The organism is Proteus myxofaciens ATCC 19692, assembly GCF_001654855.1.
GTDB lineage: Bacteria > Pseudomonadota > Gammaproteobacteria > Enterobacterales > Enterobacteriaceae > Proteus > Proteus myxofaciens.
Map to the genome: position 1 here is coordinate 17,796 of NZ_LXEN01000074.1, position 22,563 is coordinate 40,358.

Here is a 22,563-nt window from a genome sequence, read left to right on the forward strand (position 1 = left end):
TGAGATCGCGGATCACTATTTTGTATTACCCGTGTTTGTACTGTTTTTTGAAGGAATGTCATTATGAACAAGCATTGTTATCGTTTGATTTTCAGCCGCACTCATGGGGAGTTACGTGTTGTCTCTGAACTGGCTAAAAGTTGTAGCACGGAGTCAGGTCAAACACGCGGTACTCATAGCAACCGTCTTTGGGTAACGCTACGTAAAACATCACTACTGCTTTGGCTTGCCTTATGGGGAAGTTCTGCTCTAGCAAGCAATATCATTGCCGATAACAATGCACCTAATAATCAGCGACCTGAAGTGATTAATACACAAAATGGTCTGCCTCAAGTCAATATTGCAGCGCCAAATGAATCCGGCTTATCTCATAACCAATATAAACAATTTGATGTCGATAATCGGGGCGCTATTCTCAATAATTCCGCGGTAATGACCAACACACAAACAGCAGGGATTATCCAAGGTAACCCAAATCTTGACCCTAACAAAGCCCCTGCTCGTGTCATTTTAAATGAAATTAACAGCAATAACCCAAGTCAAATCAAAGGATTTCTTGAAGTTGCAGGGGGTAAAGCACAAGTGGTTGTGGCACCATTAATGCAGGACGAATGACACTCACCACAGGTAAACCTCAATTTAATCAAGATGGTAGCCTTGCTGGATATCAAATCGAGCGTGGTGTTATTCGTGTTGAAGGCGGTGGATTGAATGCAGATAGCCGCCACGATACCCAATATGTTGATTTACTCGCCAGAGCCGTTGATATCAATGCAGGTGTGTGGGCAAAAGAAAAAATTGAGGTTGTTGCTGGTCGCAATCACGTCAACACACAAAATAAAGCCACCTCACTCGCGAATAAAAACAATGACGTTAAACCTGAATTTGCCATTGATATGGGACAAATGGGTGGAATGTATAGCGGTTATATCCACATGGTAGGAACCGAACAAGGGGTTGGTGTTCGCAACCAAGGTGGGCACTTACAAGCGGATAAAACCTTAACCGTTAGTAGTAATGGTAAACTGAGTTGGGGAACGGCATCACAAGAAGCCTCAACTCAAGCAGGGAACGATATCCAGCTCATCGCAAAAGATGCACTTGAGCACCAAGGCAAATTACACAGTGGTGGCACAGTAAACGTTGAAAGCCAAACAAGCTCAGTGAGCAATCATGGCACGCTTGCTGCGTTGAAAGATGTCAATATCAACGCGAAAGGTGATATTCAAAACCAAGGCAACATACTCGCAGGCAGTGATAATAAAAGTCAGATTATCAACAATGCGAATATCACCTTAAGCAGTGACAGTAAAATTAATTCCCGTGGCACATTATTAAGTAAACAAAATGTCACAGCCACAGGTAAATCGCTAGATCTCAGCCAAACACAGATAGCCGCATCAAACTTAGCGTTAACCGCTAAACAAGGGGATATTGCACTCTCACAAGGGAAAATTGACGCTAAAGACATCAAACTCAACAGTGCACGCGATATTCACGCAGAACAAATCCAAGTCAAAGCCAAACAATGGGTAGTTAGTGCTGATAACCTATTGACACAAAAAGGAACATGGGTACAAACAGGACAAACAGAAAGTCAATTTACCCTTGCAGGTCAACTAAATAACCAAGATGGTGCCATTGAAGCTAATAGCCTCAAACTTAATGTAGACGCATTGAATAATCAAAAAGGTCGACTCGTTGCTTTAGGCAATACCCAACAAAATTGGCAAGTCAACAATACCCTTAATAATCAACAAGGTGAAATTGGCACAAATGGCGATTTAAGCATCGCAGCGAATACGATTGATAACCAATCTGGCACAATTAAAAGCCAAACCAAACTCGCCTTGAATGCTAACGAAAACATCAACAATAGTGCAGGTAACCTTGTCGCAGGAAATTTAGTTAACCTGCAAGCAGATAAATCGTTGAATAATCAATCTGGTACAATCAATAGCCAACAAGTGACAGTAACAACAGGCAACCTCAATAATACATTGGGTAAACTTATCAGCCAAACCACATTAGGGATTGTCGCTCGCCAGCAAGTGAATAACGCAAACGGATTTATTGGTTCAGGTGATAAATTAACATTAACGGCTCAAGATGTTGTTAATAATCAACAAGGTACATTACAAAGTGATACTCAACTCGCCGTTAATGCACAACGCATAGATAATCAAAGCGGAAAAATATTATCTAGTGAGCAACTTGCACTTGATGTGACTACCGATCTTGATAACCAAAGTGGGACGCTTTATAGCAAAGATATTGCGCTGAATACAAACAACATTAAAAATCAGCAAGGTCAAATTGTTGGTGACAATACCGTTGATATCAAAGCCCAAGGTGCCTTAGATAATACAAACGGAAAAGTGATTACCAATGAGATATTAACGGCATCTATCGGTCAGCAACTCACCAACCAAACAGGTTTACTGCAAAGTAGCAAACAAGCCTCTATTACTGCAAAATCACTGGATAACCGTGACGGTCAAGTGTTATCGGGTAACCGCCTCGATATTACAACTGACACACAAATTGACAATGCAAAAGGCGAAATCAGTAGCCAAAACGTCAATATCGATACCGCACAACTGGATAACCAATCAGGCAAGGTGATTGCCACTCAAGATCTTGCACTTAATAGTACAAAAAATGTGAATAATCAGGCCGGATTATTAGAAGCAAGCCATCAATTAACTCTTGAGACACAAGGTGATATTAATAATCAAAAAGGCACGCTTCAAGCAGGAAAACAGACCTATCTTACCGCAAACAATATCGATAATACTCAAGGTCAGTTGTTATCAGGTAGTCAGCTCACCTTAAATACACAAAATGATCTCAATAATCGCCAAGGCAAAGTCAGCGCTGGTAAAGCATTAAAGTGGCAAGGTAATCACTTCGATAATACCGCGGGCTTGCTACAAAGTGGTGGCACATTAGATCTCACGGGTGAGTACGTTAGTAATCAGCAAAAAGGCCAAATACAGAGCCAAGATATACTTTCGTTGATACTGAGTGGTGATCTTAATAACCAAACAGGTCTATTAACCAGCCAACACGATACCGCAATCCACGCAAATAATCTTAATAATGCACAAGGTACACTGAATGCCTTGGGGCAATTAACAATCACCGGTGCACAGGTTATTGATAATCTAAAAGGCCGTATTTTTAGCCAGCAGAATCAAACTCTACAAGCTAACTCAATTCTAAATGCACAAGGGTGGATTGGTAGCTTAGGAAATTGGCAGGCCACCAGCCAATCATTCAATAATCAATCGGGTGAAATCCAAAGCCAAAAAGAAGCGACATTAACCGCCAATACGCTGGATAATCAGCAAGGTACATTACAAACTGGCGATTCATTGTTATTATTGGTGGGCAAAGAACTCAACAATACACAAGGTAAAATTAGCGCCAACCAAAACCTCACCGCAACAGGACAATCCATCAGAAACCGACAAGGACAATTACTTTCTGGTGGCACATTCAAGCTTAGCGCATCGAATGTGGATAACTCACAAGGCGGTTTACTTTATAGCCAAAAACAACAGTTTTTATCGATTGAAAATGCATTGAATAATGCCAAAGGTAAATTGCAAAGTGGTGAAAATCTCACGCTTACGAGCAAAACGTTAGACAATACGTCTGGTAAAATCGAAAGCCAACAAGCACTTAAACTGACAAGTGACGAGCTGATTGATAATACATCAGGGTCAATTCTCAGTAATCAAAGCCAACAACTAGAAACTAAAACCTTTAAAAACCAGAAAGGAACGGTGAGTACCCTCGGCGAGCTCGCCCTGAATGCATCGCAACTCGATAATCACACAGGTACCCTCATTAGCCAACAAGCGGGCACTTACAACATTGCTCAGTTGGATAATACACAAGGAAAAATTCACAGCGGTGATTCCTTGTCATTAACGGCATCAAAAATCCAAAATCAACAAGGACAACTGGTTTCCACCAAAGCGCTGAAACTGATTGCTCTCACACTCGATAATAAAAATCACGGTATTTTAAGTAGCCAAAGCCATTTAAATTTATTGCTCGATACATTAGATAACCGTGAAGAGGGTCTTGTTCATGGTAGTGCACAAACAACCCTTGCTATCAAAAATATTGAGAACACCCAAGGTAGATTACAAAGCAACGGTAATTTAACGTTTACGGGTGTAAATAGCCTAAATAATCAGTCAGGACATGTATTAGCTAACGGGGATATTGCTCTTAATACCGATAATGCATCATCATCGGCTAAGCTCGACTTGCTCAACCAAAAAGGGACGATGCAAAGTGGCTCCACACTCACTATCAATACCCAGTCCATTAATAATCAAAGTGGCACAATCAAAAGCCAGAAAGCCCTTTCGTTAACGGCTGCGCAAGACTACATTCATCGAGCCGGAGATACGCTAACCAGTAACCAATCCGTGACAATGAACATCACAGGTACATTAACCAATTTAACCGACTGGTTATTACCGAGTGATTTCACGCTATCGAGTCAACATCTGAATAATCAAGGTTCTCTGGTGAGCAAATCGATGAATATCACGACAGGTCAACTGGATAACATCGATAGATTAGAAGCCGATAAGATGACCCTTAATGTGGATGGTTTAGATAACCGTGCCACATTAATGGGCGATGATATTCGCATCAATGCAAAAACCATTGATAATCATGGGGAAAAAGCCGTCATTGCGGCATCTAAACAGATCGATCTGCAGACAAAAGAAACATTAACTAACCGTGGTCAAGCGCTGATTTACAGCGGTGATAACCTGGCACTGACAAGTGATAATCTGATTGAAAACAACGCCAGTTATATTGAAGCTGACGGTAATATGTCCATTAAAGCACGTCAGCTAAATAACTTACGTGAAGGGCTAAAAATCGAGCGGGAAGCGGAAAAAAGTGATTATCATTGGCATCGCTACAGTTATAACTGGCGTTCTTATGGCTCAGATGTCAATACTGATAAAACAACCATCGCACCAACAACACAAAAATTAATGTTTAATAATGAGCTAGATGCCTCTAACAATCCTTATGGAACAATTTTAGAGATTGATGCAAAGAATAAACGAGCACAAGTACGTGTTAAAAATACTGATGGTGAATTAACGGATGTCTGGATTAATTATTTAGCATTAATACCTAACGATGATAATAGCTATGCAATGACGTTCTATGAAACGCGTGGCTGGCGTCAAAGTCAACCGCCAACTCCTTATCACAATACGGTTTGGCGTGAACATAATAAAGGATATATTGAACAATGGGATCCAGAAGTACACCTTGATCTTGCTAATATCCCTTATGTTTCAGACTACAACAATTTACGCGAGCGTTCAGCTGAAGGAACTATTACACGTGATAAACTGATCACCGAAGGTACGGGTGCCCGAATTCTGTCTGGTAAAAATATGGTATTGAATATTACGGATGTATTATTCAATGATGCGAGTACCATCACCTCAGCGGGTGATCTTTCTCAACAAGGAAATGGAAAAGTTGAGAATACGGGATATTCAGTCAATGAACATCGGCAAGGAAAGCTCTTCGATCATTATGATAGAAATACCCGTCATTGGTATCCTAGCTTTGAGGATGACGAAACTATCGCATTAACCACCATTGATGGCATTATTTCTGGTAATGGCAATGTCTCGATTAACAGCGCCAATATCACTAATACAACGGTCAATGCGGCACAAATTACCACACTAGAAGCCGCTATCAATGCCGCAAAAGCTGAACGAGCTGAATGGGAACGTAACCCACTAGCATTCGATATTAAAGATGTTAATACTCAAGATATCGATACCTCACTCACAACGCATGATAAATCGACACTCAATTCAATTGAAGGTGAATCACCAGTCAATCGCCCACGACTTCCTGCGGAACTGGCACTCACAGAGAAACAACACGTCGGTGATGTCGCCACATCTATCCCTAATAACGGCTTATTCCGTCAACATTTAACCCCTGATAGTCCGTTTTTAGTGGTTACAGACTCACGATTTACTGACCGAAATAAATTCATTAGCAGTGACTACTTACTTGATAGAGTTGGATATGACCCCGCTCAAGTCCATAAACGCTTAGGAGATGGTTTCTATGAGCAACGACTCGTTCGTGAACAAGTTTTAGCGCTCACTGGTCGCCCTTCTCTGCGTGAAGAAGATGCCATGGCGCAATATGAACACTTAATGAATAACGGTATCAACGTTGCGGATGCCTTTAACTTACGCCCAGGCGTGGCCTTAACGCCTGAACAAATCGCTGCACTACAACAAGATATTGTGTGGCTGGTCAGTGAAACGGTTGAGACACCACAAGGTCCTCAAACAGTATGGGTACCCAAAGTTTATTTAGCTAACACTACTCTCAGCCTCACACAACAAGGGGCGATGATCAGCGGTAAGACTCTAAACTTATCCGCTAACAGCATTGATAATGCAGGAAACCTATTAGCTGAAAAAGGTCTTGAAGTCGATGCAAAACAGTTTATGCATGGTGGTGGTGATATCAAAGCGGATACCATCAATATCCAAGCCGATAACCTAACATTAAGCACTAACTTACAAGATGCTTTGCGCCAAGCGACAATGAGTGCCACAGATATCACTTTAAGTGGACATGACGTGCAATTACAAGGCGCGAAACTAGATGCAACCCGTGATATCAAACTCAACGCACGCGATAATTTATCTATCACAGCAGTAAAAAGCACTCATGTGGGTGATATTGATGTGATTGCAGGTGCCATGGGAGATCGCAGAAGCATCGTTGATAACTCCACAGATAACCTTGCTCATGTCAGTGGAGAATGGCAACTCGCCCAAGGCAGTGAATTGAATGCAGGGGGAAATCTCAGCCTCAACGCAGGTCAAAATATCAATGTAAAAGGCAGCCAAGCTAAAGCCGATGGCACTCTGGATATGAACGCCGGTGGCGATATCAATATTTTAGCGGATAAAACCACCAATAAAACGCAACTTGATGCACAAGGCAAAGGTTCTTCTGTTAGCAATTATCGTGAAGAAGATCGCTTAGTACTCAGCACGCTCAGTGGCGATAAAGGTGTCTCGCTCAATGCGGGTAACAACTTAGTGGCAGAAGGTGCTCAAGTTGATAGTCAATCCGGTAAAATTAACGTCTCAGCGCAAGATGTCACGATCACAGCGGCAACTCAAGACACTTATGCTTTAGATAACGAACAAACTCACAAAGGGCGTAGTAAAGGCTCGCGTGTCGATGAAACTTCATCTCATGACGTCGTGGGTAGCACATTCAGCGGGCAACATGGCGTCGATATTACGGCACGTGATAAAGATATCACCGTCACAGGCAGTGCAATTCACAGTGAAAAAGGCGAAATCACCTTAGATGCCAAACAGAATGTGACGCTCAATACCGCTACCGAAGAACACAAAAAATACGTCGAAGAACAACGTAGTAGTAAAGGCTTCTTAAGCGCCAGCAATGAGCACTCCATCCAAAACGATGAAACCACACGAGAAAAAGGCAGCCTACTCAGTGGCGAAAAAGTCACCGTTACCGCTGGCAACGAACTCACCGTCAAAGGCTCCTCCGTGGTTGCTGAGAATGATGTCACCTTAACCGCTGGTAATAATGTCAATATCACCGCTGCCACCGAAACCGACTCACATTATCTCCTCGAAGAGAAGAAAAAAAGCGGCTTACTCAGCAGTGGGGGCATTGGCTTTAGTCTCGGTAAACAATCTTCTCGCCATGAAGTGGATGAAAAAGGCACTACCCAAAGCCAAAGTGTTAGCACGGTAGGAAGTACACAAGGGAACGTCAATATCACCGCCGGTAACAAACTGCATGTAGGGGGTGCTGATTTAATTGCTCAAAAAGATATCAACCTCACGGGTGATAGCGTACAAATCGACCCCGGTTATGATGAACGTACCCGTACTGAAACCTTTGAAACTAAACAAAGTGGCTTAACGGTAGCCTTATCAGGCAGTGCGGGAAGTGCTCTTAATACCGCAGTGAGTACAGCACAACAAGCCCGTAAAGAAAGCGACGGTCGTTTAAATGCCTTGCAAAATACCAAGTCCATATTATCAGGGGCACAAGCATTACAAGCCGTTGAATTGGATGGACTTAAAACGGATGCCGCCAATGCATACAATACCGCAAATAACCTTAAACCGGGTGATGAAGGCTACCAAAAAGGTGCCACCAATACCGTCGGCGTTAATGTGTCTTACGGTAGCCAATCGTCGAAAAGTGAAACCCATTCTAATAGCCGTCAGTCTCAAGGGAACACCGTAAACGCAGGTCAAAATCTGTCAATTACTGCAACCGGTAGAAACAAAGACACCAATAAAGACAGTGGCAATATCTCCGTTGTCGGCAGTGAGCTTAAAGCCGGTCACGATATGTCACTTTCGGCAACACAAGATATCAATCTGGTCTCTGCCCAAAATACCCAGCAAACCACCGGCAAAAACAGCAGTAAAGGCGGCAGTATTGGCGTTGGGCTGACCGCGGGCGAAGGTGGCGTAGGGATTAATATCTCAGCCAGCGCTAACCAAGGTAAAGGTCATGAAAATAGCGATGGTCTCACTCACACCGAAACCACACTAGACGCGGGCCATAAACTCACCTTAAACAGTGGGCAAGATACCACCCTCAAAGGGGCACAGGTCAGTGGCGAGCAAGTCACAGCTAATGTCGGTCGTGACCTCACCTTACAAAGCCAGCAAGATAGCGACCACTATGATGCAAAACAACAGAATGTGAGCGTCGGGGCTGGCTATACCGTGGGTGGAACGCCCACTATCAGTCTCAGTGCGAGCAAAGATAAACTGCACAGCAATTACGACAGTGTCAAAGAACAAACGGGGATTTTTGCGGGCAAAGGTGGCTTTGATGTCAATGTCAAAGAGCACACCCAGCTTGAGGGTGCCGTCATTGCCTCTACTGCAGATAAAGACAAAAATACCCTCGATACTGGCACCCTTGGCTGGCGCGATATCCACAATAAAGCCGAATTTGAAACGGCTCACAGTGGGGGGACTCTCAGTACTGGTGGGCCAATTGGCGACCAACTACTGACTAATGCGGCTGGCGGATTACTCTCTAATGCCAATAACAGTGGCAATGCCGAAGGCACCACCCAATCTGCCGTCAGTGAAGGCACCCTTATCGTTCGTAATAAGGATAAACAGCAACAGGATGTTAACGAACTCAACCGCGATACTGACCATGCCAACGACGGCAGTATCAACCCGATATTCGATAAAGAAAAAGAGCAAAACCGCTTAAAACAATCCCAATTGATTGGCGAAATCGGCAATCAGGCCATGGATATTCTTCGTACTGAAGGCGAAATTGCCGGATATAAAGCCCAAAAAGACCCTGATGCGTTAGCTCTCGCCAAACAACAGTTAGAAGCGGATGGTAAAGCCCCAACTGAAAACGCCATTAAAGAGCGCGCTTACAACAACGCCATGGCTCAATATGGCACGGGTAGCGATGTTCAAAAAGCCGCCCAAGCTGTCACCGGTTTACTTCAAGGGTTAGCCGGTGATAACTTAGCGGGTGCATTAGCCAATGTTTCATCGCCCTATTTAGCAACTAAGATTAAAGAATTAACAAAGGGAGATGATGCCGCGAATGCCATGGCACATGCCGTATTAGGTGCGGTCGTTGCTGAACTGAATAACCAATCCGCGGTAGCTGGCGGACTCGGTGCCGGTGGCGGTGAATTAACCGCTCGCTATATCGCTAACACCCTTTTCCCTGATAAGAAAATTTCAGAGTTAACCGAAAGTGAGAAGCAACAAGTCAGTGCGTTAAGCCAGTTGGCCGCAGGATTAGCAGGCGGTATCTCAACGGGCGATACCGCAGGTGCAATTACTGGCTCTCAAGCAGGGAAAAATGCGGTTGAGAATAATTTCTTACATGCTGAAAAAATCGTTACTTTCGTTGGTGAGTTCTCTAATGCAAAAACACCGGAAGAAAGAAAACAGTTACAACAAGATATTGATACACTAGATAAGCAACTTCAATCACAAGCGGAAAGATGGGGTATATCAACCAATGATATGAAGGATGCACTCGCTGGACTAAAAACATTGGAAGGTTTGCCAGACTGTAATGTGCAATGCCAAAAAATGGTAAAAGATTCAATATCTAAGCTCGAACCAGCATTAGAAAACAGGATCGCTAATCATTCATCACAAACAGAGAACCTTAAAGAGCTAACAGGAATTTTAGCCACTGTGATTGTGATGAATGAAAACGGGTTGATTGATGGGGTTTCTAAAGGAAGTAATACATCATCAGTTACTAAACCTAATGTAACAACAACACAATCAAATGAACAAATACCGCCAAAAACATTACCTAATCAAACAAGTAGTGATAAATTAAGTAACTATCAGGTTCATGACTTAAAGCAAGTTACTGATCCTGCATTAAATTTAAACAATATCAGGCTGGAAACCAAACAATATCTAAAGAGATCAGCCCAACTAGATAATATTGCGGTTAGTTATGCTACTGCATCCGTTACAGTAAATGGCAAAACAGAATATTATCTTTCGGTGAGTGGTAAATCTTGGTCCGGTCAATCACCAGATACAGTTAATATTGGCGGGATAAGCTATAAAGTTATACGTGAAGATAAAAATAGCTTTACTAGCATAGGAAATATTGAAACAAAACAAACAAACTTTAATCATGCGGAGCAAAAATTATTTAACCATATTCAAGATAAATATAAAGGACAAAAGGCTGATGTGAATATGGCAATACAAAATACATCACAAGATAAGGCTGGAATGTGTATAAGTTGTGGTTATACAAGCCAAAACTTTGCTGAAAACAATAAGAATCTTAAGGTAAATATTTATCAAGGCTCTACAGGTGAGAACAAATAATGAACAATGAACTAATTGAATATCTGCATTCTGTTTATCCTGAATTACCGATCGATGTTAGCTATATGCGAGGTTATTCAAATGAGGAGATTGATAAGATTGAGCGTTTATACGATATTGAAGTGAAAGATCAGCTATATGATTTTTTAACTTGTATAGGCCGTTGTAGTGGCGGTTTATTTGGTGATGACCCTCTAGTTTTTTATAGAAACCAGCAAACAGTTAGAGCAAATATATTGTATCAGGATGCATTGAGATATGAGCTTCCTTCAATTCAGCAATATAATTTTGTGAAACAAAAATCATTTTTTATCTCTGTAGAAAGTTATACCCAATATTACTTTTTGCTCACAGCAACTGATAATCCTAATAGAATTTATCATTATGATGAAAATGAAGAAACTATAGAAGCGACTAACTGGGATCTTAAAAATTATTTAAGGCATGTCGTTAATGTTTATACTCGTAACTATAATACAAGAGCACCTTTCGATCGATATGGCGAACTTATCACTATCTAGATGCTGAAAATTCTAAAATGCATAAAATCTTACTAAGCTACCTCATACCTCCTCTGCCAGCCAGATAACTGGTAATCATCTATCCGGCTTGGCGAACTAGGCGTCTGTGGCGGTGAATTAACCGCTCGCTATATCGCTGACACCCTTTTCCCTGATAAGAAAATTTCAGAGTTAACCGAAAGTGAGAAACAACAAGTCAGCGCGTTGAGTCAGTTGGCCGCAGGATTAGCAGGCGGTATCTCAACGGGCGATACCGCAGGCTCTCAAGCAGGGAAAAATGCGGTTGAGAATAATTTTTTCAAACCTCAAGATCTACCAAATGGTATGGCTAATTATGGGCAGTCAGCGTTCACTCTAGCCAAATCTATGGAAGAGAATGATTATAGCATTCAAGATATTAATATTGCTCTAAGTGACTTTGCGAAAGGTGATCACCCAGAAGGACAAGATCCTGCTAGAGGTTTCCTTGAAGCGTGGGGGAATATGGTCGGTATTCCATTAGACGTATTTTGGTCTAATGAGCAAATGACTCCAGAGAAAGCTGCCGAAATATTAAGTGGCACGTCGCCGACAACGACGGCTAAGGCGTTACAATATACTGCAGCAAAGGCTTACTTAGCATTTGAAAAAAATGGTAAGGGAATGCCAAGTTGGGATGTAGGAAAAGGTGAATATAGTTTTAAAGATACGAACAAAGTTGTTGATGTTAAAAATCCTAATGGAGAATTTAACGGTAGCCGTTGCCATATGGTAAATATGAAAACTCAAGTCTCAATCCAATAAAAGATGTGGACAGTTTTATTTCCATTGAACAAGGAAATATGAATAAGAAACTTGGAGCTAAGATTGGTCAGGGGCGCTTACCATATGAAAGGGGAAGTGATGGTGTTAAACAAGCGGTACAAACTGTACAGGACACACTAGCTAATGTCTCTGCGGTTAGCGAAAAAATACCAGCAGCTTCAGTTAGAGGGCAGTATGACCTTATACATGTTTATAGTGAAAAAACCAAAAGTACAGTTAGTTTAAGAGTATTGCCGAATGGCAAATATGAATTTGATACACTAATTCCTGAAAAATCATCAAAATTCAAATAGTAATGGTGAGTAGATGTTAAATTGTAAGTTACTAGATTTTAGAAAACGTTCTTTTTATATCGACAATTTATTAATTAGCGATAATTTAGTCATTTTCTTTCAGCTTATCGATTCACGTTGGTTTTCACTATCAATAGGAGAAGGAGTTCTTTGTATACAAGAAGAAGTGCAGGTACCGGAATATCTATCATTAGATAACATTGATGACTCATTTGCTTATCCCATTGAAGATTTACCTGAATTAGATAAATTTAAGCAATCTATATTAAATGAAGTATATGAGTATCGATTGAAAGATAATTTAGACTTCTGTATCGGTGTTTTTTTAAAATTAGATAAAGGCAATTTTAGTGTTATTGATAATAATGGCAACTTATCCATAATCACAGGAATAGATGACAACCTATTAGCTCAATGTGAATTAGTACCCATGCTAGTATAATAAATTTTGCTCCCAGTTCTACAGGAAAAATAAATGATAAACAATGGGCTAATCGAATACCTACATTCTGGTTATCCAAAATTGTCAATTGATATTAACTATATGCAAGGTTATTCAATTGATGAAATTAAAAAAATTGAGCGATTATACGATATTGAAGTAAAAGATCAGTTATATGACTTTTTAACATCAATTGGGCGTTGTAGTGGTGGCTTATTCGGTGATGACCCTCTTCTTTTTTATAGAAACCAAAAAACTATAAGAGGAAGTATATTAATGCAATCAGGAATGAGAGAAGATCTTGCAGCTATCCAACAGTATGACTTGTTAGATAAAAAACCATTTTTTATCTCTGTAGAAAGCTATACACAGTATTTTTTTGTTTTAACAGCTTCTGATAACCCTAACCTTATTTACCAATATGACGAAAATGAAGAAACGGTACAGGCAACTAATTGGGATCTTAAGAACTATTTAAAACATGTTGTTAATGTATACACTCTAAATTACGATGTTAAAGCATCTTTCGATCAACATGCAACATGGGGAACTTATTATTATTTATATTTAATAAGTAATAAGACACCTGTCTACACATGACCTACCTCCCACCTTCTCCGCCAGCTGGATAATCAACTGTCCGACTTGGCGAATTAGGCAAAAGTTACTCTCTTCCTCAAACCGAGTTCATTTATTTACTGCGGTTTGAGTGATTACTCACAATATATTGTCTGATTTTGACCACTTTTTCTTTATTTTTACTACACTCGCGCACGACTACCAACTGTCAAAAAGTGGGTGAAGATAATAAAGTCACTAATGCCATTGGAGGCACTTCATTTTGGGGTGAATTTTTAGTACCCCCTGATACGCCCCCATAATCCTATTGATTTGGGTTGAACCGAGTTGGATATTAGTTGAATTGAAAGTAGCTTAATAGCTAGTATTACAAGGGTTTAATTGACTTCAGTAGAGGTATATTGAACTTGAGTGGCGGAAGATCACAGGAGTCGAACCTGCCAAGGACCGCTGGCGGCCCCATCTGGATTTGAAGTCCAGCCGCCCCACCGGGGACGATGATCTTCCATATGAGGAATATCATGAAGAAACAACACGCTGATTATACGCTGAAAGTTTTTTATTCCCAAGTGCACTAAATCAATAAAAGTTCTTTCAAAGAAAATAATCCCGTTTTTGAGTAAAACGTCTGATAATTACCGCGATACTATTGAACTTATGTCATTTCATCCTCATCTTACTATTTATGGCCAAATATTCTCAGTCCCGCTATTAACGTGACTGCAACCCAAATACAGGATGTTTTTATGTCAAATCCATTACTTAATACTACAGGACTACCTGCATTCTCACATATCAAACCAGAACATGTTGTCCCTGCACTACAAGAAGTGTTAGCAAGTTATCGTGATACCGTTGAAAATTTATTAGCTGAAAATGCTCAGTTTAATTGGGATAACCTTTGCCAACCACTAGCGGAAGCAGGTGATAAACTATCTCGTGTTTGGTCTCCTGTTAGCCATTTAAATTCAGTCAAAAATAGTGCTGAACTTCGTGAAGCTTATGAGCAAAGTTTGCCGTTATTATCTGAATTTAGTACATGGATGGGGCAACATGAAGGTTTATATCAAGCCTATAAATCAATCAAAGAAAGTGCTGATTTTAATACGTTGACTCAACCACAAAAAAAAGCAGTTGAAAATGCACTGCGTGACTTTGAATTATCAGGTATTGGCTTACCAAAAGAAAAACAACAGCGTTTTGGCGAAATTAGCGCCCGTATGTCTGAATTAAGCGCAAAATTTGGTAATAACGTATTAGATGCAACAATGGGTTGGTCTAAGCTAATTACCGATGTAAATGATTTATCCGGCATGCCACAAAGTGCTATTGATGCGGCTAAAGCCACAGCACAAGCAAAAGAACAAGAAGGTTATTTGTTAACGCTTGATATGCCAAGCTATTTACCGGTTATGACTTATGCCGATAATCGCGAGCTTAGAAAAGAAATGAGCATCGCTTATAGTACTCGTGCATCAGACCAAGGTCCTAATGCAGGTGAGTGGGATAATAGCGATATCATGGCTGAAATCCTTGCTTTACGCCACGAATTAGCTGAACTTCTTGGTTTTAAAAACTTTGCTGAGAAATCACTAGCAACTAAAATGGCAGAGTCACCAGAGCAAGTCCTTAGCTTCTTAACTGATTTAGCAACTCGTGCCCATCCTCAAGGTGAAGAAGAGTTAGCACAATTAACGCAATTTGCGAAAGAGCATCATGGTGTTGATAAATTAGAGCCTTGGGATCTTGCTTATTACAGTGAAAAACAAAAACAGCACCTCTTTTCTATTGATGATGAACAACTTCGCCCTTATTTCCCTGAACATCGTGCATTATCAGGCTTAATTGAAGTTGTACATCGTATCTATGGATTAACCGCAAACGAGCGTCATGATGTAGAAACATGGCATGATGATGTGCGTTTCTTTGAACTTTATGATGATGTAGGCGAATTACGCGGTAGTTTCTATCTTGACCTCTATGCTCGTGAACATAAGCGTGGTGGTGCTTGGATGGATGATTGCATTGGAAGAATGCGCCATGCTGATGGTTCACTACAAACCCCTGTTGCTTATCTCACCTGTAATTTCAATAAACCTGTCGGCGATAAACCGGCTCTCTTTACCCACAATGAAGTTGTGACTCTTTTCCATGAATTTGGTCATGGTTTGCATCATATGCTAACGCAAATTGATACTGCTGATGTCGCGGGTATTAATGGTGTGCCTTGGGATGCTGTTGAATTACCAAGTCAATTTATGGAAAACTGGTGCTGGGAACCTGAAGCATTAGCTTTTATTTCAGGTCATTACGAAACAGATGAGCCATTACCACAAGCAATGCTTGATAATATGTTGATGGCAAAAAATTATCAGTCTGCCATGTTTGTACTACGTCAATTAGAGTTTGGGTTGTTTGATTTCCGCTTACATGCTGAATACAATCCAGCGAAAGGCCCACGCGTTATGGATATCTTAAATAGCGTAAAAGAAAAAGTATCTGTCGTTCCATCAACACCTTGGGCTCGATTCCCACACGCCTTTAGTCATATCTTTGCCGGAGGCTATGCCGCAGGTTACTACAGCTATTTATGGGCTGATGTGTTAGCCGCTGATGCGTTCTCTCGCTTCTCAGAAGAAGGTATCTTTAGCCGTGAAACAGGCCAATCATTCTTAGATAACATCTTAACTCGCGGTGGTTCAGAAGAGCCTATGGAACTCTTTAAACGCTTCCGTGGTCGTGAGCCAGAAATTGATGCCATGCTCAAAGGCTATGGTATTAAAGGCTAATCTGTGAATATATGTTTAATTTGTGAAGAAGGTGCTGATAGCAGCACCTTATCTTCTCTCGCTGAGCGCTGGAGCTTAGTTCACGACGATAGCCAAACAATGGCATTAGTATTAACGCCAACGCATCTTGAATTAAGAAAGCAAGATGAGCCAAAGCTGGGCGGTATTTTTGTGGATTTTGTTGCGGGAACTATGGCACATCGACGAAAATTTGGCGGAGGTCGTGGTGAGGCTGTTGCAAAAGCGATAGGTATTAAAAAAGATTATCTCCCTGATGTTGTTGATGCGACAGCAGGATTAGGCCGTGATGCCTTTGTATTAGCGTCTATTGGTTGTAACGTCAGAATGGTTGAGCGCCATCCTGTCGTTGCTGCTCTTCTTGAAGATGGTCTTAAGCGTGCTTATGCTGACGCGGATATTGGCTCGTGGATGCAAGAGCGCATGACACTCATTCACGCTTCATCTATTCAAGCATTGAGTGACATCACGCCAGCCCCTGATGTTGTCTACCTTGATCCTATGTACCCACATAAAACCAAAAGTGCATTAGTTAAAAAAGAGATGCGTGTTTTCCAATCGTTAGTGGGTGCTGATGAGGATGCTGATTCATTACTTCAACCGGCAATAGCGCTAGCGAAAAAACGGGTTGTTGTTAAGCGACCTGATTATGCAGAGCCTCTCGATAACCAGGCTGCACATGCGAGTGTAACCACCAAAAATCATCGTTTTGATATTTACCCTTGCCTATAAAAATAAAGAGAGGGGATTTTATCCCCTTCTCTTTGCCACATTACTGCCACTACTTTTTTTGATGTATACATCTTTTTATTGGATAGTGTATCCACCATCGATAACAAGGTTATGACCATTTATCATATCAGAAGCATGACTTGCTAAAAAAACAGCTGCTGCTGCAATTTCTTCTGGTTCAGCGAAGCGTCTAGCTGGAATTTGTTCTTTCATTTTTTCGCCTTTTTCACCTTCCCATGCTTGCTTACCTAAATCGGTCATCACAATTGTGGGTGAAATCGCATTAATTTGTAATCCTTTGGGTCCCCATTCTAACGCTAAAACCTTTGTCATATTAATCACCGCGGCTTTGCTTGCACAATAGGCAATATGTTCAGGTAGTGCGACAACACCAGCTTGTGAGGCTAAGTTAATTATTTTACCTTGTCCTCTTTGCAACATATGTCGTCCAACTTCCTGACATAGCAAGAAAGTTCCTGTTAGATTAACTAATAGCGTTTTATTCCAATCATCAAGGGAAAGTGATTCAGCTGGTGCCAGTGCCACAATACCTGCACAATTTATCAAAATATCAATGCGATCAAATTCTTCGATAGCGCTATTTACAGCACGTTTGACTGAATCTGTACTGGTTACATCACAAGTAATACCAACGGCATTATTAAGGCGTTGGGCGACTTGCTCTACCTGTTCTGATCTATCGAGTAATGCGACTTTAGCCCCTTTTTCAATAAACATTTTCGCAATAGATAAACCAATTCCCGCAGCACCACCTGTAATAACGGCGACTTTGTTTTGGAGTGTAAAATCGATTTGAGTTGTCATACATTCTCCGCGATAGCATTGCTTGTAACTTTTTTAAAAGTGATACATTAAGCATAGCAGATAGGAAAATATGACGAAAATAAGAATGAAAAAACGGGTACGAAGTAAGTACCCGCTTAACAAAGAGTAAGTGTTATAGTACGCCTTGCGCTAACATTGCATCAGCCACTTTTACAAAACCAGCGATGTTGGCACCTTGAATATAATTAGTTTGTTTACCTTCACCACCATAATTAACGCAAGCATGGTGAATATCAAGCATAATGTGGTGTAAGCGTGCATCTACTTTTTCTGCTTTCCAGCTTAAACGGGCGGCATTTTGCGCCATTTCAAGCCCTGATGTTGCCACACCACCAGCATTCGCAGCTTTACCTGGAGCAAAGAGAACACCAGCCTCAATAAATGCATCGGTTGCTGCGATTGTTGTTGGCATATTGGCGCCTTCTGCAACCGCTTTAACGCCATTTTTGATAAGCATATTAGCTGCCTCAAGATCTAACTCATTTTGTGTCGCACAAGGTAATGCGATATCAACAGGTACAGCCCAGGGTTGTTGCCCTTCAAGATAAGTTAAGCCAAACTCTTTAGCGTACTCTTCAACACGACCATAATTATTTTTTATTTCGCTTAAACGCGCGAGTTTTTCTGTTGTGAAGCCTGTTTCATCAACAACAGTACCGCCAGAGTCAGAAGCAGTTACCACTTTAGCACCTAGCTCTAAACATTTTTCAATAGTAAATTGAGCCACGTTACCCGCACCAGAAACAGCAACACGCATGCCATCAAATGATAAGCCATGGCGTTTTAACATTGCGCTAGTGAAATAGACTAATCCATAACCCGTTGCTTCAGGGCGGATTAAGCTACCACCAAAAGAAAGGCCTTTACCAGTAAATACACATTCATTGCTGTTTGATAATTTTTTCATCATACCCGCCATAAAGCCGACTTCACGACCTCCAACTCCAATATCTCCAGCAGGAACATCGGTATCAGCCCCTAAATGACGATAAAGCTCAGTCATTAATGCTTGGCAAAAACGCATCACTTCACTGTGGCTTTTTCCTTTAGGGTTAAAATCAGAACCGCCTTTAGCACCACCCATTGGTAGTGTTGTTAACGCATTTTTAAAGGTTTGTTCAAAGCCTAAGAATTTTAGAATAGAAAGATTAACAGAAGGGTGAAAACGCATTCCCCCTTTGTATGGACCGATTGCTGAGCTAAATTGTACACGCCATGCACGATTAACTTGTACTTGCCCTTTATCATCTAACCAACAAACACGAAATTGAATAACTCGCTCAGGTTCAACTAAACGCTCAAGCAGTGATTGTTCACGATATTTAGGGTTCTTTTCTAAAAAAGGCCATAATGTCGTCAATACTTCACGTACAGCTTGATGGTACTCAGGTTGGTTAGCGTTATGTTTTTCCACTTCGTCTAAAAACGAAGATAATGAGCCAGATATATTCATTGAACTATTCCTTTATCTAGTGTGATAGTGATTTAACCTCATTTATTCAGACTTTTTTTTGATTTTTTGAGGTTGATATTGTTTTGCCTCTTGAATATATCATTAAAATGTATTCACACTTCAAGACATTTTTTTCATAATTAGACAAAAAAAAAAGCTTGACCAGCTTGAAGCGTTTTTAAAATAGGAATTTCAGATAAAAAAATACCTGCATTAAGCAGGTATTTGTATTCTAAGTCAGGTTAATTATTCTTCTTCGTCTTTCAGAGGAACAATCAACATATCAACGTGAACAGTATTGATGAGCTGGCGAGCAGATGACATCAATTTGCTCCAGAAATCTTGGTGATGACCACAGACAACCAAGTCCATGTCATACTTTTTAATTGCATCAACAAGAACCTGTCCAAGATCACCGCTACCACTTAATGTTTCTTGGATAACATAGCCAGAATTATCAGACAAATCTTTTAATGCATTACGGGTTTCATCAGTAATACGCTGTTGCATATCACCTAAATTGACATCAATTAATCCGGTGTAAAGATCGGAATAGTTAACATCAACGTGAATTAAGGAAACTTTGGCATTATAGGGTTTTGCCATAGATACAGCTTTCTGTACCAAGACGTTACTCTCAGGGGATAAATCAACGGCCACTAGAATATGCTTATAAGCCATCGTGAACTCCTTCCATAAGCTGATTAATTGATTGGTAAAGGCAAATGCGCCTATATCCTTTAGATTAAATATAACGTTTTAAGATGAAAATTAGATGCCACCTTGATCACAACTTAATACAATTATCATTAAGAAATCATCTATCAGTAACAAACAATATACTACATTTTATATTAGAGCGATGTAACACATCTACAAGATCAACATAATAATGATTATTTAGTATAAAAAATAATAAAAACACCCTTTTAGAGTTATTTTTTGGCCCTTTTTTGGAAAAAAGAGAACAAGTTAAGCAAGTGACTTTTATTTATTGATGAGTTTCACCTAAACTAAATAAGAGAAAAAGTAACCTTCTTTGGTCAAGGTTTTCTCATCTCAGAATCAATTATTCTAGGGAGGGGACTATGGTTAGTGTCATTGTCATCTTTTGGGCATTATGCATTCTTTGCTTGATTAATATGATGCGTTATTTCTCATCTATTCGCGTTCTATTAACTATATTACGCCAATCAGATCCTTTGCTATACCAGGCTGTCGATGGTAATGGCTTTTTTACTTTTCATGGCCAATTTTCAAAGCAACTTCGTCTTATTCGCTATATTAATCAGCGCCAATTTATCCATCATCATAACCCTGAAGTTATTATGCGTTGCGAGCGAATTTATCGACAATTTTATCTCATTAGCCGTTTCTGTATACTTGTTATCGCAAGCATTATCGCCATGCTGTTTTGGTGAAATAAAGAAATGGGTATACAAAAAACGGTGACATAAAGTCACCGTTTCTAAATACAGTTAAATACTACTTGTTATTAGTATTGACTAATGACTTACCAAGAGTGATAAGGATATCCAATAAAGTACACCTGATAGCGCGATACTAACTGGTAATGTTAAGATCCACGCGAGCGCAATGTTTTTCACTGTTTTCGTTTGAACCCCACCACCATCAACAATCATTGTCCCTGCTACCGCAGAAGAGAGTACCTGAGTTGTTGAGACTGGCATACCGGTATAACTTGCGACACCAATGGAGACAGCAGCAGTCACCTGAGCTGATACACCTTGAGCATAAGTCATGCCTTTCTTACCAATTTTCTCACCAATAGTAACAGCAACACGCTTCCAACCTACCATCGTACCGATTGATAGAGCTAATGCGACAGAAACAATAATCCAGATAGGTGCATACTCAACGGTATTGAGTAAATCACGGCTCAATGTTTTTAAGAATCGAGCATCTTGAGAACTGGTTTCTGGTAACTTAGCGACTTCAGTTGCGGTATCAGCAATGCACATCAGTAAACGACGCATATGTGCACGTTGGTCTGCATCTAGCTCATCATACGAGCTAATATTTGCGAGCAAATGTTCTGCTTGATTAAGTACAATAGGTGTTCTTGCGCTATTACAGTGGAATTCACTATCAATAGCTTCTGCTTCTGACGATGGCGTATTTTCTATCGCATGTTGTAAAGCAGGTGCGTGTTTCTCATAATATTGTTGTAAATGGACAACGGCATCATGAGTTTTAGTGATATCGTACCCACTTGCATTCATATTGACGACGAAACCAGCAGGCGCCACGCCAATTAATACAAGCATAATCAGACCAATGCCTTTCTGACCATCATTTGCACCATGAGAGAAGCTTACCCCTACCGCAGATAAAATCAGTGCAGTACGAGTCCAAAATGGCGGTTTACGTTTGCCATCTTTTTTCTCACGTTCAGCAGGTGTTAAATGAATACGACGACGTTTTTTCGTGCCACTCCAGTAACGGCGTAACAAGAAAATCATCGCTCCTGCAATCACCAAACCAATAATAGGTGAAAGGATCAGAGAGAGGAAGATACTAATCATTTTAGGAATATTTAATGCATCAACAATAGACGAATCTGTCACGATAGCATTAGTTAAACCTATACCAATGATAGCACCGATAAGGGTATGTGAGCTGGATGCTGGTATACCAAAATACCATGTACCTAAATTCCAGATAATGGCGGCTAACAGCAATGAGAAAACCATGGCAAGGCCATGTGCAGAGCTCACATTAAGCAAAAGATCTGTCGGTAGCAAATGAACAATAGCATAAGCTACGCTCAATCCACCAAGCAAAACTCCGAGGAAGTTAAACACACCCGCCATCACGACCGCAAATTGCGCACGCATTGCACGAGTATAAATAACAGTTGCTACCGCATTCGCGGTATCATGGAAGCCGTTAATAGCTTCGTAAAATAGCACAAAAATAAGTGCTAAAACCAACATTAAACCTGTATGAAATTCCAGGCCAGTAAACAAATGTAGCATAGACGTTAAGCCAGTTAGTTGGACATGAACGCGGCGCATTATCATGGACAAATGCGAACGGTGGAAGCAAAATTTAACCTTTTTTTGATTTCGTAACAGACAAATATAGAGTATTTATCTAATAAAACTTTATATATC

At 40.5% G+C, this 22,563-nt stretch carries 14 protein-coding genes and 1 tRNA gene; 10 read left to right on the plus strand and 5 right to left on the minus strand.

Going from position 1 to position 22,563, the window contains the following annotated elements; translation table 11 throughout:
* Nucleotides 1-63: 63 nt before the first annotated feature.
* The 7 genes from M983_RS07980 to M983_RS08010 all read left to right on the plus strand — a co-directional run bounded on the left by M983_RS07980 (nucleotide 64) and on the right by M983_RS08010 (nucleotide 13,609).
* The gene (locus M983_RS07980) at nucleotides 64-615 is read left to right on the plus strand and encodes a two-partner secretion domain-containing protein (protein WP_066749551.1); all 552 of its coding nucleotides are present in this window, start codon (nucleotides 64-66) and stop codon (nucleotides 613-615) included.
* Nucleotides 612-10,949 carry a hemagglutinin repeat-containing protein gene (locus M983_RS07985; protein WP_066749552.1) on the plus strand — a complete coding sequence of 3,446 codons (10,338 nt, stop codon included), beginning with the start codon at nucleotides 612-614 and terminating at the stop codon, nucleotides 10,947-10,949. The genes M983_RS07980 and M983_RS07985 overlap by 4 nt, the downstream gene beginning before the upstream one ends.
* Nucleotides 10,949-11,470 (plus strand): hypothetical protein, encoded by a 522-nt coding sequence (locus tag M983_RS07990; RefSeq protein ID WP_066749553.1) that lies wholly within the window; start codon nucleotides 10,949-10,951, stop codon nucleotides 11,468-11,470. Before M983_RS07985 ends, M983_RS07990 begins: the two co-directional genes overlap by 1 nt.
* Nucleotides 11,471-11,632: 162 nt before the next feature.
* A complete protein-coding gene (locus M983_RS07995; protein WP_281180113.1) occupies nucleotides 11,633-12,253 on the plus strand; it encodes a VENN motif pre-toxin domain-containing protein in 621 nt (206 codons plus the stop codon).
* A gap of 38 nt (nucleotides 12,254-12,291) precedes the next feature.
* Nucleotides 12,292-12,567 carry a hypothetical protein gene (locus M983_RS08000; RefSeq protein ID WP_066749555.1) on the plus strand — a complete coding sequence of 92 codons (276 nt, stop codon included), beginning with the start codon at nucleotides 12,292-12,294 and terminating at the stop codon, nucleotides 12,565-12,567.
* A 13-nt stretch (nucleotides 12,568-12,580) separates the two neighbouring features.
* A complete protein-coding gene (locus tag M983_RS08005) occupies nucleotides 12,581-13,009 on the plus strand; it encodes a hypothetical protein (protein ID WP_066749556.1) in 429 nt (142 codons plus the stop codon).
* Nucleotides 13,010-13,042: 33 nt separating this feature from the next.
* Nucleotides 13,043-13,609, plus strand: a complete 567-nt coding sequence (locus M983_RS08010) for a hypothetical protein (protein WP_245684029.1) — start codon at nucleotides 13,043-13,045, stop codon at nucleotides 13,607-13,609.
* Nucleotides 13,610-14,000: 391 nt separating this feature from the next.
* On the opposite strand, the gene M983_RS08015 is transcribed toward M983_RS08010, so the two are convergent.
* Nucleotides 14,001-14,095 (minus strand) — tRNA-Sec (locus M983_RS08015).
* A 239-nt stretch (nucleotides 14,096-14,334) separates the two neighbouring features.
* Between M983_RS08015 and prlC the strand changes: the two genes are divergently transcribed.
* Nucleotides 14,335-16,377, plus strand: coding sequence for an oligopeptidase A (gene prlC, locus M983_RS08020; protein ID WP_066749557.1), 2,043 nt, complete (start codon nucleotides 14,335-14,337; stop codon nucleotides 16,375-16,377).
* 3 nt (nucleotides 16,378-16,380) lie between these two features.
* The gene (rsmJ, locus tag M983_RS08025; RefSeq protein WP_066749558.1) at nucleotides 16,381-17,127 is read left to right on the plus strand and encodes a 16S rRNA (guanine(1516)-N(2))-methyltransferase RsmJ; all 747 of its coding nucleotides are present in this window, start codon (nucleotides 16,381-16,383) and stop codon (nucleotides 17,125-17,127) included.
* Nucleotides 17,128-17,202: 75 nt separating this feature from the next.
* On the opposite strand, the gene M983_RS08030 is transcribed toward rsmJ, so the two are convergent.
* From M983_RS08030 to uspA, 3 genes are all read right to left on the minus strand, one after another.
* Nucleotides 17,203-17,952 (minus strand): SDR family oxidoreductase, encoded by a 750-nt coding sequence (locus M983_RS08030; RefSeq protein ID WP_066749559.1) that lies wholly within the window; start codon nucleotides 17,950-17,952, stop codon nucleotides 17,203-17,205.
* A gap of 133 nt (nucleotides 17,953-18,085) precedes the next feature.
* Nucleotides 18,086-19,426, minus strand: a complete 1,341-nt coding sequence (gene gdhA / locus M983_RS08035; RefSeq protein ID WP_066749560.1) for an NADP-specific glutamate dehydrogenase — start codon at nucleotides 19,424-19,426, stop codon at nucleotides 18,086-18,088.
* 246 nt (nucleotides 19,427-19,672) lie between these two features.
* A complete protein-coding gene (gene uspA / locus M983_RS08040; RefSeq protein WP_066749561.1) occupies nucleotides 19,673-20,107 on the minus strand; it encodes a universal stress protein UspA in 435 nt (144 codons plus the stop codon).
* A 407-nt stretch (nucleotides 20,108-20,514) separates the two neighbouring features.
* On the opposite strand from uspA, the gene uspB reads away from it, so the two are divergent.
* On the plus strand, nucleotides 20,515-20,847 hold the full coding sequence (gene uspB, locus M983_RS08045) for a universal stress protein UspB (RefSeq protein WP_066749562.1): 333 nt from the start codon (nucleotides 20,515-20,517) through the stop codon (nucleotides 20,845-20,847).
* 84 nt (nucleotides 20,848-20,931) lie between these two features.
* On the opposite strand, the gene pitA is transcribed toward uspB, so the two are convergent.
* Complete coding sequence (gene pitA / locus M983_RS08050; protein ID WP_066749565.1) at nucleotides 20,932-22,425, minus strand: inorganic phosphate transporter PitA; 1,494 nt, start codon at nucleotides 22,423-22,425, stop codon at nucleotides 20,932-20,934.
* Nucleotides 22,426-22,563: the final 138 nt, after the last annotated feature.